This is a genomic window from Stenotrophomonas sp. STEN021 (assembly GCF_056760175.1).
The window spans coordinates 61811-76231 of the sequence record NZ_JBRREH010000008.1 but is presented as its reverse complement, the minus strand read 5'-3'; the positions used below and the strand labels follow the sequence as shown (position 1 = coordinate 76231).

The 14421-nt window shown below is 63.8% G+C and carries 13 protein-coding genes; 9 read left to right on the top strand and 4 right to left on the bottom strand.

The window, feature by feature from the left end; translation table 11 throughout:
* The first annotated feature begins 202 nt into the window (after nt 1-202).
* The 7 genes from ACVOL0_RS03025 (at nt 203) to ACVOL0_RS02995 (ending at nt 7973) form a co-directional block, all read left to right on the top strand.
* Nucleotides 203-673, top strand: coding sequence for a F0F1 ATP synthase subunit B (locus ACVOL0_RS03025; protein WP_296251133.1), 471 nt, complete (start codon nt 203-205; stop codon nt 671-673).
* A gap of 3 nt (nt 674-676) precedes the next feature.
* A complete protein-coding gene (locus ACVOL0_RS03020) occupies nt 677-1204 on the top strand; it encodes a F0F1 ATP synthase subunit delta (protein ID WP_481547844.1) in 528 nt (175 codons plus the stop codon).
* Between the two features lie 44 nt (nt 1205-1248).
* Nucleotides 1249-2796 (top strand): F0F1 ATP synthase subunit alpha, encoded by a 1548-nt coding sequence (gene atpA / locus ACVOL0_RS03015; RefSeq protein WP_282272809.1) that lies wholly within the window; start codon nt 1249-1251, stop codon nt 2794-2796.
* Nucleotides 2797-2873: 77 nt separating this feature from the next.
* Nucleotides 2874-3737 carry a F0F1 ATP synthase subunit gamma gene (gene atpG, locus ACVOL0_RS03010; RefSeq protein ID WP_057626866.1) on the top strand — a complete coding sequence of 288 codons (864 nt, stop codon included), beginning with the start codon at nt 2874-2876 and terminating at the stop codon, nt 3735-3737.
* A gap of 38 nt (nt 3738-3775) precedes the next feature.
* Nucleotides 3776-5182: a F0F1 ATP synthase subunit beta gene (gene atpD, locus ACVOL0_RS03005; RefSeq protein ID WP_312916206.1), complete on the top strand. Its 1407-nt coding sequence runs from the start codon at nt 3776-3778 to the stop codon at nt 5180-5182.
* Nucleotides 5183-5265: 83 nt separating this feature from the next.
* Nucleotides 5266-5688, top strand: coding sequence for a F0F1 ATP synthase subunit epsilon (locus tag ACVOL0_RS03000; protein ID WP_057626868.1), 423 nt, complete (start codon nt 5266-5268; stop codon nt 5686-5688).
* A gap of 215 nt (nt 5689-5903) precedes the next feature.
* Nucleotides 5904-7973, top strand: a complete 2070-nt coding sequence (locus ACVOL0_RS02995) for a hypothetical protein (protein WP_481547843.1) — start codon at nt 5904-5906, stop codon at nt 7971-7973.
* 1 nt (nt 7974) lies between these two features.
* Here ACVOL0_RS02995 and ACVOL0_RS02990 read toward each other — a convergent pair whose 3' ends face one another.
* Nucleotides 7975-8358: a GtrA family protein gene (locus ACVOL0_RS02990; protein ID WP_481547842.1), complete on the bottom strand. Its 384-nt coding sequence runs from the start codon at nt 8356-8358 to the stop codon at nt 7975-7977.
* A gap of 81 nt (nt 8359-8439) precedes the next feature.
* On the opposite strand from ACVOL0_RS02990, the gene glmU reads away from it, so the two are divergent.
* On the top strand, nt 8440-9807 hold the full coding sequence (glmU, locus tag ACVOL0_RS02985; RefSeq protein WP_481547841.1) for a bifunctional UDP-N-acetylglucosamine diphosphorylase/glucosamine-1-phosphate N-acetyltransferase GlmU: 1368 nt from the start codon (nt 8440-8442) through the stop codon (nt 9805-9807).
* A 148-nt stretch (nt 9808-9955) separates the two neighbouring features.
* On the top strand, nt 9956-10309 hold the full coding sequence (locus ACVOL0_RS02980) for a GNAT family N-acetyltransferase (RefSeq protein ID WP_481547846.1): 354 nt from the start codon (nt 9956-9958) through the stop codon (nt 10307-10309).
* Nucleotides 10310-10440: 131 nt separating this feature from the next.
* Here the strand turns inward: ACVOL0_RS02980 and ACVOL0_RS02975 are convergent, their stop codons facing one another.
* The 3 genes from ACVOL0_RS02975 to ACVOL0_RS02965 are packed head-to-tail and all read right to left on the bottom strand — an operon-like array spanning nt 10441 to nt 14416.
* A complete protein-coding gene (locus ACVOL0_RS02975; protein WP_481547840.1) occupies nt 10441-11793 on the bottom strand; it encodes a sensor histidine kinase in 1353 nt (450 codons plus the stop codon).
* Between the two features lie 10 nt (nt 11794-11803).
* Nucleotides 11804-13141 (bottom strand): sigma-54-dependent transcriptional regulator, encoded by a 1338-nt coding sequence (locus ACVOL0_RS02970; protein WP_481547839.1) that lies wholly within the window; start codon nt 13139-13141, stop codon nt 11804-11806.
* 54 nt (nt 13142-13195) lie between these two features.
* Nucleotides 13196-14416, bottom strand: a complete 1221-nt coding sequence (locus tag ACVOL0_RS02965) for an ABC transporter permease (protein ID WP_481547838.1) — start codon at nt 14414-14416, stop codon at nt 13196-13198.
* Between the last annotated feature and the right edge of the window lie 5 nt (nt 14417-14421).

Sequence of the window (14421 nt, the reverse complement as noted above, 5' to 3'; positions counted from 1 at the left end):
AATACTTGGGGGCGCGGTTGGCCGGCGGGGGGCCTTCGCAAACCCGCTGGCTGCTGCCCTGCTGGCCGACGCCGCCATGGTTTTTGGCTTATCCTGGTGCTGTTAGCGGGGGGGGGGCGTGGCGGCACCCGACTTCGGATGAAGGTTCGGTTGCGTTGCTACGGCGGCGCAGCCACCCCCGACACCAGCGATCGAGCTAATCATGAATATCAATCTCACCCTCTTTGCACAGGCCCTGGCCTTTGCGTTGCTGATCTGGATCATCGCGACCAAGATCTGGCCGCCGTTGTTGAAGGCCATTGAAGAGCGCCAGCAGAAGATCGCTGAGGGCTTGGCCGCTGCCGACCGCAGCCAGAAAGATCTGGCGCAGGCGGAAGTAAAGGTCAACGAGGCACTGAAAGAAGCCCGTGGCAAGGCCAACGAGATCATCGACCAGGCGCATGCCCGTGCGAACCAGATCGTTGAAGCCGCCAAGAACGAAGCCATCGCCGAAGCCACCCGCCAGAAAGACCTGGCCCAGGCTGAAATCGACGCTGCCGCCAACCGTGCCCGTGAAGATCTGCGCAAGCAGGTGTCTGCCCTGGCCGTGACCGGCGCCGAAAAGCTGCTCAAGCGCGAAATCGATGCCAACGCCCACAAGGCGCTGCTCGACGAGCTGGCTGCGGAGATCTGATCGATGAGCCAGGCCCTCACGCTTGCCCGCCCGTACGCCCGCGCCGCTTTCGCGATTGCGCGTGAGGAAGGCAAGTTCGCGCCGTGGTCGGACGCGCTTGCGTTCTCCGCCCGCGTTGCCGCCGATCCGCGCGTGTCGGCCTTGCTGTCGAATCCGCAGCTGAGCCGCGGCGATGCCGTCGCCCTGCTGACCCCGGACGCGACCAGCGAGACCTACGGTCGCTTCCTGGCCCTGCTGGCCGAAGGCCGCCGCCTGCAGCAACTGCCGGAAATCTCCGGTCTGTTCGAGCAGCTGCGCGCTGAAGCCGAACACGTGGTCAAGGCCACCGTCACCTCGGCCGCCGAACTGTCGGGCGAGGAACTGGACAAGATCAAGGCTGCGCTGCGCAAGCGCTTCAACTGCGAGGTCGACGTGTCGACCGCAGTGGACGCTTCGCTGATCGGCGGCGCCGTGATCGATGCCGGCGACGTGGTCATCGATGGCTCGCTCAAGGGCAAGCTGTCGCGCCTGCAGACCGCGCTCGCACACTGAATTCACATTACCGTCCGGCCACAAGCCGGCACTAGGACTTGACGATGGCTACCACGCTCAACCCCTCTGAAATCAGCGAACTGATCAAGACCCGCATCGAGAAGGTCGCCCTGTCCGCGGAATCGCGCAACGAAGGCACCGTCACCAGCGTGTCCGACGGCATCGTGCGCATCTTCGGTCTGGCCGACGTGATGCAGGGCGAAATGATCGAACTGCCGAACAACACCTTTGCCCTGGCACTGAACCTGGAGCGCGACTCGGTCGGCGCCGTGGTCCTGGGCGACTACCAGAACCTGCGCGAAGGCGACGTGGCCAAGACCACCGGCCGCATCCTGGAAGTGCCGGTTGGCCCGGAAATGCTCGGCCGCGTTGTCAACGCGCTGGGTGAGCCGATCGACGGCAAGGGTCCGCTGGGCACCGCGCTGACCGCCCCGGTGGAGCGCGTTGCTCCGGGCGTGATCTGGCGCAAGTCGGTCGACCAGCCGGTGCAGACCGGTTACAAGTCGGTTGACTCGATGATCCCGATCGGCCGTGGCCAGCGCGAGCTGATCATCGGTGACCGCCAGACCGGTAAGACGGCCATGGCGATCGACGCCGTGATCAACCAGAAGGGCACCGGCATCAAGTGCGTGTACGTCGCGATCGGCCAGAAGGCTTCGACCGTGGCCAACATCGTGCGCAAGCTGGAAGAAAACGGCGCCCTGGCCCACACCGTGGTCGTGGCTGCCACCGCTTCCGAATCGGCTGCGATGCAGTACATCAGCGCCTACGCTGGCTGCACCATGGGCGAGTACTTCATGGATCGCGGCGAAGACGCCCTGATCGTGTACGACGATCTGTCCAAGCAGGCTGTTGCCTACCGCCAGATCTCGCTGCTGCTGAAGCGCCCGCCGGGCCGCGAAGCCTACCCAGGTGACGTGTTCTACCTGCACTCCCGCCTGCTCGAGCGTGCAGCTCGCGTGTCGGAAGAGTACGTGGAGAAGTTCACCAACGGCGCCGTCACCGGCAAGACCGGTTCGCTGACCGCACTGCCGATCATCGAAACCCAGGCTGGCGACGTTTCCGCGTTCGTTCCGACCAACGTGATCTCGATCACCGACGGCCAGATCTTCCTGGAAACCGACCTGTTCAACGCCGGTATCCGTCCGGCCGTCAACGCCGGTATCTCGGTGTCGCGCGTCGGTGGTTCGGCCCAGACCAAGATCATCAAGAAGCTGTCCGGCGGCATCCGTATCTCGCTGGCCCAGTACCGTGAGCTGGCTGCGTTCGCGCAGTTCGCCTCCGACCTTGACGAAGCTACCCGCAAGCAGCTGGAGCGCGGTCAGCGCGTCACCGAGCTGATGAAGCAGAAGCAGTACGCACCGATGTCGATCGCCGACCAGGCGCTGTCGATCTACGCCGTCAACGAAGGCTTCCTCGACGACGTGCCGGTCAACAAGCTGCTCTCGTTCGAAGCCGGCCTGCACGCCCACTTCGCCAACACCGCAGGTGAGTTGACCTCCAAGATCAACAGCACCGGCGCCTGGAACGACGACATCGAAGCTGCCTTCAAGAAGGGCATCGCCGATTTCAAGAGCACCGGCACCTGGTAAGAGCGTATGTAGAGCGGAGCCTTGCTCCGCTTCACACTGATAAAGCGGGGCATAGCCCCGCTCTACGGGAATAAGAGATGGCAAGCGGACGCGAAATCAAAACCAAGATCAAGAGCGTGCAGAACACCCGCAAGGTGACGCGCGCGCTCGAAATGGTCTCGGCCTCCAAGATCCGCAAGGCGCAGGATCGGATGAAGACCTCGCGTCCGTACGCGCAGGCGATGAAGCAGGTGATCGGTCACCTGGCCCAGGCCAGCACCGATTTCCAGCACCCGTTCCTGGTCGAGCGTGAGCAGGTCAAGCGCGTGGGTTACATCGTGATCTCCTCCGATCGCGGTCTGGCCGGCGGCCTGAACAACAACCTGTTCCGCAAGACGGTCGCGGAAATGCGCGACTGGCAGGACAAGGGCGCCGAGATCGACGTGGTGACCGTTGGCCAGAAGGCCGGCGCGTTCTTCCGTCGCGTCAACGTCAACATGGCTGCCTCGGTGGCCAACATCGGCGACCAGCCCAAGCTGGAAACGCTGATCGGCGTGATCAAGGTCATGCTCGACGCCTTCACCGAAGGCAAGGTTGACCGCGTCTACCTGGTCTACAACCGCTTCATCAACACGATGACGCAGAAGGCCAGCTTCGACCAGCTGCTGCCGTTGCCGGCCGCCGAAAAGCAGGTGGCGTCGCACGACTGGGATTACCTGTACGAGCCCGACGCGGCAACCGTGCTTGAGCACGTGATCACCCGCTACATCGAATCGTTGGTGTATCAGGCGGTGCTGGAGAATGTTGCCTCCGAGCACGCAGCTCGCATGGTGGCGATGAAGGCGGCAAGCGACAACGCGAACAAGATGATCGGAACCCTGCAGCTGGTCTACAACAAGGCCCGCCAGGCAGCGATCACCCAGGAAATCTCCGAAATCGTCAGCGGCGCGGCAGCGGTCTAACGCGCGCAGTCAACAGCACACATTTAGAGGATGCAGCAATGAGTCAGGGCAAGATCGTTCAGATCATCGGCGCGGTCGTCGACGTCGAATTCCCGCGCACCGACGTGCCGAAGGTGTACGACGCGCTGAAGGTCGACAACACCGAAATCACGCTGGAAGTCCAGCAGCAGCTGGGTGACGGTATCGTCCGCGCGATTGCGCTGGGCTCGACCGACGGCCTGAAGCGTGGCCTGGTTGCCACCAACACCAACCGCGCCATCTCGGTGCCGGTCGGCGCTGGCACCCTGGGCCGCATCATGGACGTGCTGGGTCGCCCGATCGACGAAGCCGGCCCGGTGCAGGCGTCGGACAGCTGGGAAATCCACCGTTCGGCCCCGTCGTACGAAGACCAGTCTTCCTCGACCGAGCTGCTGGAAACCGGCATCAAGGTCATCGACCTGATGTGCCCGTTCGCCAAGGGCGGCAAGGTTGGTCTGTTCGGCGGCGCCGGCGTCGGCAAGACCGTCAACATGATGGAGCTGATCAACAACATCGCCAAGGCGCACAGCGGTCTGTCCGTGTTCGCCGGCGTGGGTGAGCGTACCCGTGAGGGCAACGACTTCTACCACGAAATGAAGGACTCCAACGTCCTGGACAAGGTGGCGATGGTGTACGGCCAGATGAACGAGCCGCCGGGCAACCGTCTGCGCGTTGCACTGACCGGCCTGACCATGGCGGAGTACTTCCGTGATGAGAAGGACGCCAGCGGCAAGGGCAAGGACGTGCTGCTGTTCGTCGACAACATCTACCGCTACACCCTGGCCGGTACCGAAGTGTCGGCACTGCTGGGCCGTATGCCGTCGGCCGTGGGTTACCAGCCGACCCTGGCCGAGGAAATGGGCGTCCTGCAGGAGCGCATCACCTCGACCAAGTCCGGCTCGATCACCTCGATCCAGGCCGTGTACGTGCCCGCCGATGACTTGACCGATCCGTCGCCGGCCACCACGTTCGCCCACTTGGACTCGACCGTGACCCTGTCACGTTCGATCGCCTCGCTGGGTATCTACCCGGCCGTGGATCCGCTGGACTCGACCTCGCGCCAGATGGACCCGCAGGTCATCGGCAGCGAGCACTACGACACCGCACAGCGCGTCCAGCAGACCCTGCAGAAGTACAAGGAACTGAAGGACATCATTGCCATCCTGGGTATGGACGAACTCTCCCAGGAAGACAAGGAAGCCGTGTCGCGCGCCCGTAAGATCGAGCGCTTCTTCAGCCAGCCGTTCCACGTGGCCGAAGTGTTCACCGGTTCGCCGGGCAAGTACGTGCCGCTGAAGGACACCATCCGTGGCTTCAAGGCCATCGTCGATGGCGAATACGACCACCTGCCGGAGCAGGCGTTCTACATGGTCGGCGGCATCGAAGAAGCGGTCGAGAAGGCCAAGAAGATGGCTGAAAAGGCCTAATAACCTCGTAGGGCGGAGTTCGCTCCGCCCGCGCGGCAACCTGCGGTGGGCGCAGGCCCACCCAACCAGGCGAAGAGAGATCCATGAGCACCATCCGTTGCGACATCGTCAGTGCCGAGCAGCAGATCTTCAGCGGCGAAGCGACCCTGGTCGTGGCCACCGGTGAGCTGGGCGAGCTGGGCATCGCGCCCAAGCACGCACCGCTGATCACCCGTCTGAAGCCGGGCAAGGTCGTGGTCACCACCGCTGCAGGCGAGCACCTGGATTTCGCCATTTCCGGCGGCATCCTGGAAGTACAGCCGCAGGTCGTGACCGTGCTGGCCGACACCGCCATCCGTGCCAGCGACATCGATGAAGCATCGGTGCGCAAGGCCAAGGAAGAAGCTGAGCGCGTGCTGGCCCACCGTGGCGAAGCCATGGAGCTGGCCGAGGCGCAGCAGAAGCTGGCCGAAGTCACTGCCCAGCTGCAGGCATTGGAGCGTCTGCGCCGCAACCTCAAGCACTGAGGTTTTTGCACAGAACTGATTTACCGGAGGCACCGATTTCGTATCGGTGCCTTTTTTACATGGATGTTGGGGGAGCAATGCTGGTTGAAGACACGAAGTCGCCGCCGAGGCCATGGCAACTGCTGAAAAATTCAACAGACATGCAGTGGGCGTTGATCTGGTTCCTGTTGTGCCTGCCTTGGCTGAGCGGGGTCAAAGCTGTCCCGTTTGATGCCGTGAACCAGTTTTTCCCGGCCGTGGGTTTTGTCGCGGAACAGCTTCGTCATCTTCAGGCGCCGTGGTGGAACCCCTATCTGTTCGGTGGTTATCCGCAGTTCGCCGATCCGCAGATGATGACGTTCCAGCCAACGATGGTGGTGCCGATGTTGCTGGCGCCGCAGTCGCTGCACTGGTTCAATGTAGTTGTTGCGTTGCATCTGCTGGTGGGCGGACTCGGCGCTTTGCGCGTGGCAAGGCACTATCGCCTGCAGGCGCCCGCGCAGCTGCTGTTCACCCTGGTTCTGCTGTTCAGCTCGGTGGCCGCGTCGCGGCTGCAGCACACCCCGATGGTCGTCAGCTACTGCATGTTGCCGTGGTTGTGGTTGGGCCTGTCACGGTTGCGGGAGTCTGGGCAATGGCGGGATGTACTGCTGGCCGGTATCGCAGGTGGCTTGTGTGCGTTGCAACTGACGCAGGTGACCTACCTGATCGTGATTGGATGTGCGGTCTATGCGTTTTTGGCGGTGATGCTGGCGGGCGCGGCACGCTGGCGACTGCTGTTCCAGTTTTTCCTCGTTGGCCTGCTGGCCGGGCTGCTGAGCGCGCCGCAATGGTTGTCAACGCTGGCGTACCTGCCACTGACCAACCGTACTGGCGTGACGCTTGACGCCGCGATTTGGAATTCGGTGCGTTGGCAGTCATTGGCAACGCTGCTGTCAGGCAATGTGTTCTCACAGGCACGCGGCGAGAGTTGGGCCTTCAGCGACATCACTACCGACTACCTCTATTACGGCGCCGTTCCATTGGTCCTGTGGCTGGGTTGGGGCGGCGCGGTCGTCAGACGTGAACCCTGGCGCGCACGCGCGGCATTGTTGGTGCTGGTGATGGCGCTGGTGTTTGCACTTGGTGGCACGACCCCGATTTTCCCCTGGCTGCATACGTGGCTACCGGGGCTGAACCTGTTCCGCCGGCCATCGGATGGTCTGTACCTGGCTATTCCGGCGGTTGCCTGGTTGTCGGCGCAGGCGTTCCAGTCTGCTTTGCATCGTGCGCGTTTGCGCCCGCATTGGCCTTCGTTGTTTGTAGTCATGCTGCTGGCAGCAATGACGGTGTGGCTGGTGCTCGTCGAGCATCATCTCGTCGCGTTCGCGTGGTTGGCGGCGAGTGTCACGCTCGGGGCGGCGGCGGTGTGGCAACTGCGCCAGCCGACGCCGCGTGCGGGCATAGTGATTGCGCTGGTTGTAGTGGACATGCTGCTCTTCAATGTCGCGGCGAATTTCAATACCGGGAGCAGCAGCAGGCCGGTGCTGGATGCCGATCGTGGTGGCGCGGCGCAACGTGCGTACAGGTTGCTGGCATCGGAACGGGGGCCAGGTATCCCCACGCGGGCCATGGTGTTTGGCAACCCTGCGTTCACCAACGGTGCGGCATTGCATGCGCTGCCCTTGGTGAATGGGTACAACCCGCTGCTGGCCGCCGACTACCAGCAGATGGTGGGCATGCCGGAGTATCCGGGGGGCCGTGTGCAGGATGTACCGCCCACAGCGTGGGCCAAGGATATGTCCGCGCCACTGTACGATCTGCTTGGGCTGCGCTGGGTGGTGGCGGAGCAGGAATTCCCTGGCGGCGTGGCGCAGGATGCTGGGCAAACCTATGCGATGCGTCGAGAGGGGGGGCTGCCGCGCGTGTTGAATCCGCGCGAGGTGCGCCGGTATTCAGGGGATCAGCCGCCCGCTGCGGAATTCAACGTAACCGCGTTCACGCAAACCGTCTGGCTGCCGGATGACGCGCAGGCGGATTGCGCGGATTCATCTGCCGGCGCAGCACAGGTGACGGAGCAGGCTTACCTCGCCAGCAGTGTCGTATTGCAGGTTGTGGCCCAGGCGCCGGCCTGGGTGGTCATCAATGAGGTGTATGCGCCGGGATGGGAGGCGGAGGCAGGTGGCCAAGCCTTGCCGCTGCTGCGTGCAAACGGATTGTTCCGTGCTGTCTGCGTACCGGCTGGTACGCATGTGCTCACGCTGCGCTATCAGCCGACGGCTCTGTGGCGCTGGCGGTTGGCCGCACTGGACTGGGCCAGCAGCTGACTCAGCGAAAGACCAAGTGCCGCAACAGGAAGAAGGTGGCCAAGGCCAGCCCCGCTTCGACCACGGGCTTGGCCAGCCACGCGTATTGCAGGCCCAGTGAGCCGGTCACCCAATCGACCAACCATGTACTCATCGCAGTCATGAACAGCCACAACGCAAAGTATCGGGCAAACCGCTTCCAGCCATGGCGCCGCTCGCCTTGCGTGGCAAAGGTGTAGCGGCTATTGAGCCAGAAGCCAAGCAAGGCACCGCTGCTGCGCCCAAGCAGATTGCCTGGTGCGGCCGGCAGGCCCAGCGCGGTGGCGGTGACAAACACCGCCCAGTCCAGCAGCAGTTGCAGCAGGCCGATGGCGATGTACTGGCCACTTTGGCGGAACAGAGTCATGGACGCGGCGGTTCGAGTGATGGCCTGCAATGCTACCTCCTTGCGCTTAGAATCCAGAGACTCTCGAAGGAAGCTGTACGCATGACCCAGCCGCTGCACGTCATCATCCTCGCCGCGGGCGCCGGCAAGCGCATGAAATCGCTGTTGCCCAAGGTACTTCAGCCCATCGCCGGGCAACCGATGTTGGCCCACGTGATTGCTACCGCGCGCGAACTGCAGCCAGCCGGTATCCACGTGGTCTACGGCCATGGTGGCGACGCCGTACGTGCGGCCTTCGTCGATCAGCAGGACCTGCTGTGGGCCGAACAGAGCCAGCAATTGGGCACCGGCCATGCCGTACAACAGGCGATGCCGCAGGTGCCAGATACCGCGCAGGTGCTGGTGCTGTACGGCGATGTGCCGTTGATGCGCGCACAGACGCTGAGCGCGCTGTTGAACAACGGCCCGCGCCTGGCCGTGCTGGTGGCCGAGCTGGATGACCCCAACGGCTACGGCCGTATCGTCCGTGATGCCGAAGGCAAGGTCGCAGCCATCGTCGAGCAGAAAGACGCCAGCGATGAGCAGAAGCGCATCCGCACGGTAAACACCGGCATCATCACTGCCGAATCCACCGCGCTGCGTCGCTGGTTGTCGGGTCTGTCCAACAGCAACGCGCAGGGCGAGTACTACCTGACCGACGTGTTTGCCTCGGCCGCCAACGAATACGCGCCGGCCGAACTGGTGCTGGTTGCCGATGCGCAGGAAGCTGAAGGCGCAAACGATCCCTGGCAGCTGTCGCAGCTGGAGCGTGCCTGGCAGCTGCGTGCAGCCAAGGCGCTGTGCGAGCAGGGCGCGCGCTTGCTGGACCCGTCGCGTTTTGATCAGCGCGGTACGGTGAAGGTTGGCCGCGATGTACAGATCGATGCCAACGTCATCCTGGAAGGCGAGGTCGAGCTGGGCGACGGCGTCAGCATCGGTGCCTTCGTGCGGCTCAAGGACGTCAAACTTGGCGCTGGCACCGAAGTGCGCCCGCATTGTGATCTGGAAGGCGTGATCAGCGAAGGTGCGGCCCAGATTGGCCCGTTCGCACGCCTGCGTCCGGGGACCTTGCTGGCCGATGGTGTGCACGTGGGCAACTTCGTGGAAACCAAGAAGGCGACATTGGGCAAGGGCAGCAAGGCCAACCACCTCACCTACCTGGGCGACGTGGTGATCGGCAGCGGCACCAACATCGGCGCCGGGACCATTACCTGCAACTACGATGGCGTGAACAAGTTCCAGACCACGATTGGCGACAAGGTGTTTGTTGGTTCCAACAGCTCGCTGGTGGCGCCGTTGACGATCGAGGATGGAGCGACAATTGGTGCAGGTTCGGTGATCACCCGCAATGCACCGGCAGGCCAGCTGACGGTGGCGCGTACGCGCCAGCAGACGATTGAAGGCTGGGTACGTCCTGTCAAAAAGTCCTGAGCCAAGATTGGCGCAGCGCGCTGAGCTCGCGCTGCTGCCGTTGATCGAAGCGCAGGCGGGCGAGCGCTTGTGTGGGCATCCGGCTGCCCAGGTGTTTGCTGCGAGTCCAACCGAACCACAGTTGTTTGAACGGGCTTGGCAACGTGGAATGCTGTGGGTGGTTGCTTGCGAGCAGGAACTGACGGGCTACCTGATGGCGGGTGAGCTGGGCGAGGATTTCCATGTCCAGCAGATGGATGTTGCTCCAGCGCATGGCCGCAAAGGCTTGGGTCGTGCCTTGCTGCGACACGCATTGCAGCAGGCAAGGGCGTCCGGACATCAGCGGGCGGTGCTCACTACCCTGGGCGACGTGGCCTGGAACGCGCCCTTCTATGCCAGCGAAGGCTTCGGCGAATGGGCGTCGCAGGACTGGAGTGCAGGCATGCGCGAAGTGATGGCGGCCGAGGCAGCGGCGGGTTTTCCGATGGAGCTGCGGCTGGCGATGCAGCGGCGGTTGGCATAGGTACAAGCCATTTCTTGTGGGAGCGGCGTAAGCCGCGAAGCCACAGTTCTCCAAATTTGCCCGGTAATCTGTGACTGACGGTCTGCCAGCTTCGCGGCTTACGCCGCTCCCACAATCGCATTCACAATCGCCTAGTCGTGAGGCAACAGGATCGCCACGCACAGGCCGCCGTCCTTGCGGTTCTGCAGTGAGATGCGGCCGCCGTGCGCTTCGATGATCTCGCGGGTCAATGCCAAACCCAGACCCGTGCCATTGCGCTTGGTCGAATAGAACGGCATCAACGCGTTCTGCAGCACGGCTTCGTTCATGCCGGTGCCACGATCCAGGACTTCGATGCGCAGCCAGTTCGGCAGTCGCGCGATACGCACCTCAACCGAATCATCTTGGGCGCCATTGTCAGCACCGGCTTCATGCGCATTCTTCAGCAGGTTCAGCAGCGCCTGCGAGAACTGTGATTGATCCAGGCGGCTGTACTGCTCATCGACCATCGGCGCCATGCGGAAGCTGATCTGCTGCTGCAGGCCATGCAGGAACTGGCTCCAGGCCACGGTCTGCAGCTGTGGCTGTGGCAGCTTGGCAAAGCGCGCGTAGCCACGAATGAAACCTTCCAGATGACGCGCGCGCTCTTCCACCGTGCCGAAGATATCTTCCAGCCGATCATGGCGGCCGCGCCGCACCAGCTCAGCGCCGGAGTGTGCCAGCGAGGCAATCGGCGCCAGCGAATTGTTGAGTTCGTGGCTGATCACGCGGATCACCTTCTTCCAGGTCTGCACTTCCTGGCGGCGAAGTTCGGCAGTGAGCAGGCGCAGCAGCAGCAACTCGTGCGGGCGGCCATTCAAATGGAAGGCGCGGCGCGACAAGTGGTAGATCTGCTCATCGTCATCATCATCTTCGGCTGCGTCCGGGTCACGCACCGCGAACAGGCTGTCGCCGCCACGGGCGATGGCATTGCGCAGCTCGATCGGCATGTTTTCCAGCAGCTCATGCATGCGCTGGCCTTCCAGCTTCCAGCCACCATGCAGCAGCTTGCGCGCCGCAGTATTGGAGAAGGTCACCCGTTGCACGCCATCGCCACCATCGGTAAGCAGCAGCATCGCCACCGGTGTGTTCTGCACCATGGTGTCGAGCAGCAGCTCGCGTTGCACCAGCGATTGCCGCTGCTCGCGCAGCACATCACCCAGCTCGGCATGCGCTTGCACCAACTGCGCGAACTCATCATGTCCGCGCCAATGCACGCCGAAGTTGAACTCGCCATCGCGGTAACTGCTGGTGGTGCCGGCCAGTGCCCGCAGCAGTGAACGGATCGGCGCGGTGGCGCGGCTCAGGGCCCACCACATTGCCGCCAGCAGCAGCACGGTGGAAACGCACACGACCACCCAGCCACGGTCCATCCAGTAGGCCAGGAACCACGGCAAGGCCGCAGCAAGTGCCAGCACCGGCAGCAGGCGCAGGAACAGGGTGAAGGTGAAAGAACGCGTTTTCACAGATGTGTGCTCACTCGCGCGGGATGCCGTGGCGATCCATGCGGCGGTACAGCGCCTGCCGGCTCAGGCCGAGCTCGGCGGCGGCCTGGGCGATGACGCCACCAGCACGTTCCAGTGCGCTGACGATGTGCTCGCGGTCGGGCTCGTCGGCAGCTGCGGTTGGACGTGCTGGCGCACGTGGCAGGTTCAGGTCGGCAACTTCTATACGCGGGCCCTGCGCGAGCAGGGCGGCGCGTTGGATCACATTGCGCAGCTCGCGCACATTGCCCGGCCAGTTATGACGCTGCAGCGCCTGCAGCGCTGGCGCAGACAAGGGTTTGCCATCGGCGAGGAAGTACTGCGCCAATGGCAGGATGTCCTCGCGGCGCTCGGCCAGCGGCGGCAGGCTGAGTTCGACTGTATTGAGCCGGTAGTAGAGATCCTCGCGGAAGCTGCCGGCGCGGATCATCGCTGGAAGGTCGGCATTGGTGGCGCTGACCACGCGCACCTTTACCTGTCGCTCGCGATTGGACCCCAGCCGCTCGAACCGGCCGGTTTCCAGAACCCGCAGCAGCTTCATCTGCCCGGTCAGCGACAGGTTGCCGATTTCGTCCAGGAACAAGGTGCCGCCATCGGCCGCCTCGAACTTGCCTTCGCGGGCCTTGTTGGCACCGGTATAGGCACCAGCCTCGGTACCGAACAGCTCGGCCTCGATCAGTTCAGAAGGAATGGCGCCGCAGTTCAGCGCCACAAACGGGCCTTTCTTATGGGCGGAGTTGGCCTGGATGATCTCGGCGATCTTCTCCTTGCCGGCACCATTGGGGCCGGTGATCAGCACCGGCAGCTCCGAGCGTGCAACCTGGCAGGCGAGGGCGATGATGCGCTCGCTGGACGGGTCGGCGAATACCAGCCCGCGCAGGTCGTAGCGGTCGTGCAGGGCCTGTTGCTGGCGCTGCTCGCGGGCGCGGCGACGGGCCAGTTCGCGGCGTGCTTCGGCCAGTTCCAGCAGGTTGTTGACCGTGGTCAGCAGGCGGCCATCGTCCCAGGGCTTGGCCAGGTAGTCGGAGGCGCCGGCCTTGACCAGCTCCACCGCGCTGTCCAGGTGCGTCCACGCGGTGAGCAGGATCACCGGCAGGTCCGGGTGGGCCTGGCGGATGCGCCGGAACAGATCCTGGCCTTCCTCGCCGGAGGTGGTGTCGGCGGTGAAGTTCATGTCCTGCAGGACTAGATCGAATTCATGTTCGGCCAGCATCGCCAGGCCCTGTTCGGGCAAGGTGGCGTGGCGGGTGTCGATGTCGTGCAGGGAGAACAGCACATCCAGCGCGGTGGCCACGGCGGTGTTGTCGTCGATGATCAGGATCTGTGGCATCAGTTGTCGCAGAAGAAGATTGGGGGACGCAGCGCGGGCGCTGAAGTCAGCACATTACACGCTGCGGGTCGCGCTGGCAGGTGGCAATTGCGCTGCACGCCGTGCCGGTGCCGCGACCGCTACTTGCCCGAGCAGCAGCATCAAGCCGCCGGCAGCCAACAGATACCCCCATGGCAGCCGTGGCAGCTCGTAATGCTGCATCAACCACTGGTTGATCAGCAACGCCAGCAGCAGGCCGATCAGCAGCCCGCCGACGGTCAGCAGCAGGTTCTCGGCGAGGAAGTGGCGCATCACCTGGCTGCGGGTGGCACCCAGGGCGCGGCGGATGCCGATCTGGCGGGTGCGTTGCTGTATCCAGTAGCCGCTGAGGCTGGCGATGCCGATCAGGGTGATGGTGGCGACAACCGCGTTGACCGTGAGCAGCAGCCACACCGCGGCGCGGCGGTTGCGCATGCCGTTGCTGCGCAACTGCTCGTAGCTGGACACGACCGGGTTGAAGCTTTTTGCCATCTGCCCGGCATAGACCGCCTGCAGTACGCCAGGCACGGCCGTGATCACCGCATCGCGCTGATCGGCTTCGGCGCGCACCACGAAACTCAGTAGCGGCAAGCCTGCCGGACGCCGTGGCAACAGGATGGCGTACTCTGCCTTTCCATCGTCCAGCTCGCTGAGCTGGTAGCGCAGCAGGTGGGCGACAACACCGACGACTACATAGTGGCTGCTGCCATCGCCGGAGGTGAGTGTCTGCCCGACCGGGTTGCCGTCGAACAGGATTCGGCCCAACGCCTCGGTGATGATGATGGGCGTGCTTGCAGTGTTGGCGTCGTCACCGAGCTGCAGGTCGGCGTATTCGTCGGCGAGGAAGTCGCGGCCACGGCTGAGCTGCAGGCCCAGCGTGTCGATCAGTTTCGTTCCAATGAAGCCACTGGCCTGCACGGCGGGGCCGTTGGCCGACTTGAGGTCGTAGACCATGGTCAAGGTCTCGCGCATCGGTGCGCCGACCACGGCGGTGGCGCGCTTCACGCCGGGAATCGCTGCCAGGGCATCGGCACCGGCGCTGGCTTGCGCACTGGTCCAATTGCCATCCGGGCGCACGATCTGGTCGATGACGATGACTTCCTTGTCGGCGATGCCGTCGTCGATCAACAGTGGCCCTGCCTGCTGTGCCAGCAGGAACAGGGTATTGCACAGGATGGCGCAGGCCACGGTGATCTGCAGCACGATCAACCAGGGCATCAGCGGCTGGCGGCGCATGGAGGAGAGCAGGGGATTCATGCCTT

Coding starts and splice junctions, on each gene's coding strand:
- ACVOL0_RS03025 (WP_296251133.1), top strand. CDS start 203: ATGAATATCAATCTCACCCTCTTTGCACAGGCCCTGGCCTTTGCGTTG.
- ACVOL0_RS03020 (WP_481547844.1), top strand. CDS start 677: ATGAGCCAGGCCCTCACGCTTGCCCGCCCGTACGCCCGCGCCGCTTTC.
- atpA (WP_282272809.1), top strand. CDS start 1,249: ATGGCTACCACGCTCAACCCCTCTGAAATCAGCGAACTGATCAAGACC.
- atpG (WP_057626866.1), top strand. CDS start 2,874: ATGGCAAGCGGACGCGAAATCAAAACCAAGATCAAGAGCGTGCAGAAC.
- atpD (WP_312916206.1), top strand. CDS start 3,776: ATGAGTCAGGGCAAGATCGTTCAGATCATCGGCGCGGTCGTCGACGTC.
- ACVOL0_RS03000 (WP_057626868.1), top strand. CDS start 5,266: ATGAGCACCATCCGTTGCGACATCGTCAGTGCCGAGCAGCAGATCTTC.
- ACVOL0_RS02990 (WP_481547842.1), bottom strand. CDS start 8,358: ATGACTCTGTTCCGCCAAAGTGGCCAGTACATCGCCATCGGCCTGCTG.
- glmU (WP_481547841.1), top strand. CDS start 8,440: ATGACCCAGCCGCTGCACGTCATCATCCTCGCCGCGGGCGCCGGCAAG.
- ACVOL0_RS02980 (WP_481547846.1), top strand. CDS start 9,956: ATGCTGTGGGTGGTTGCTTGCGAGCAGGAACTGACGGGCTACCTGATG.
- ACVOL0_RS02970 (WP_481547839.1), bottom strand. CDS start 13,141: ATGCCACAGATCCTGATCATCGACGACAACACCGCCGTGGCCACCGCG.
- ACVOL0_RS02965 (WP_481547838.1), bottom strand. CDS start 14,416: ATGAATCCCCTGCTCTCCTCCATGCGCCGCCAGCCGCTGATGCCCTGG.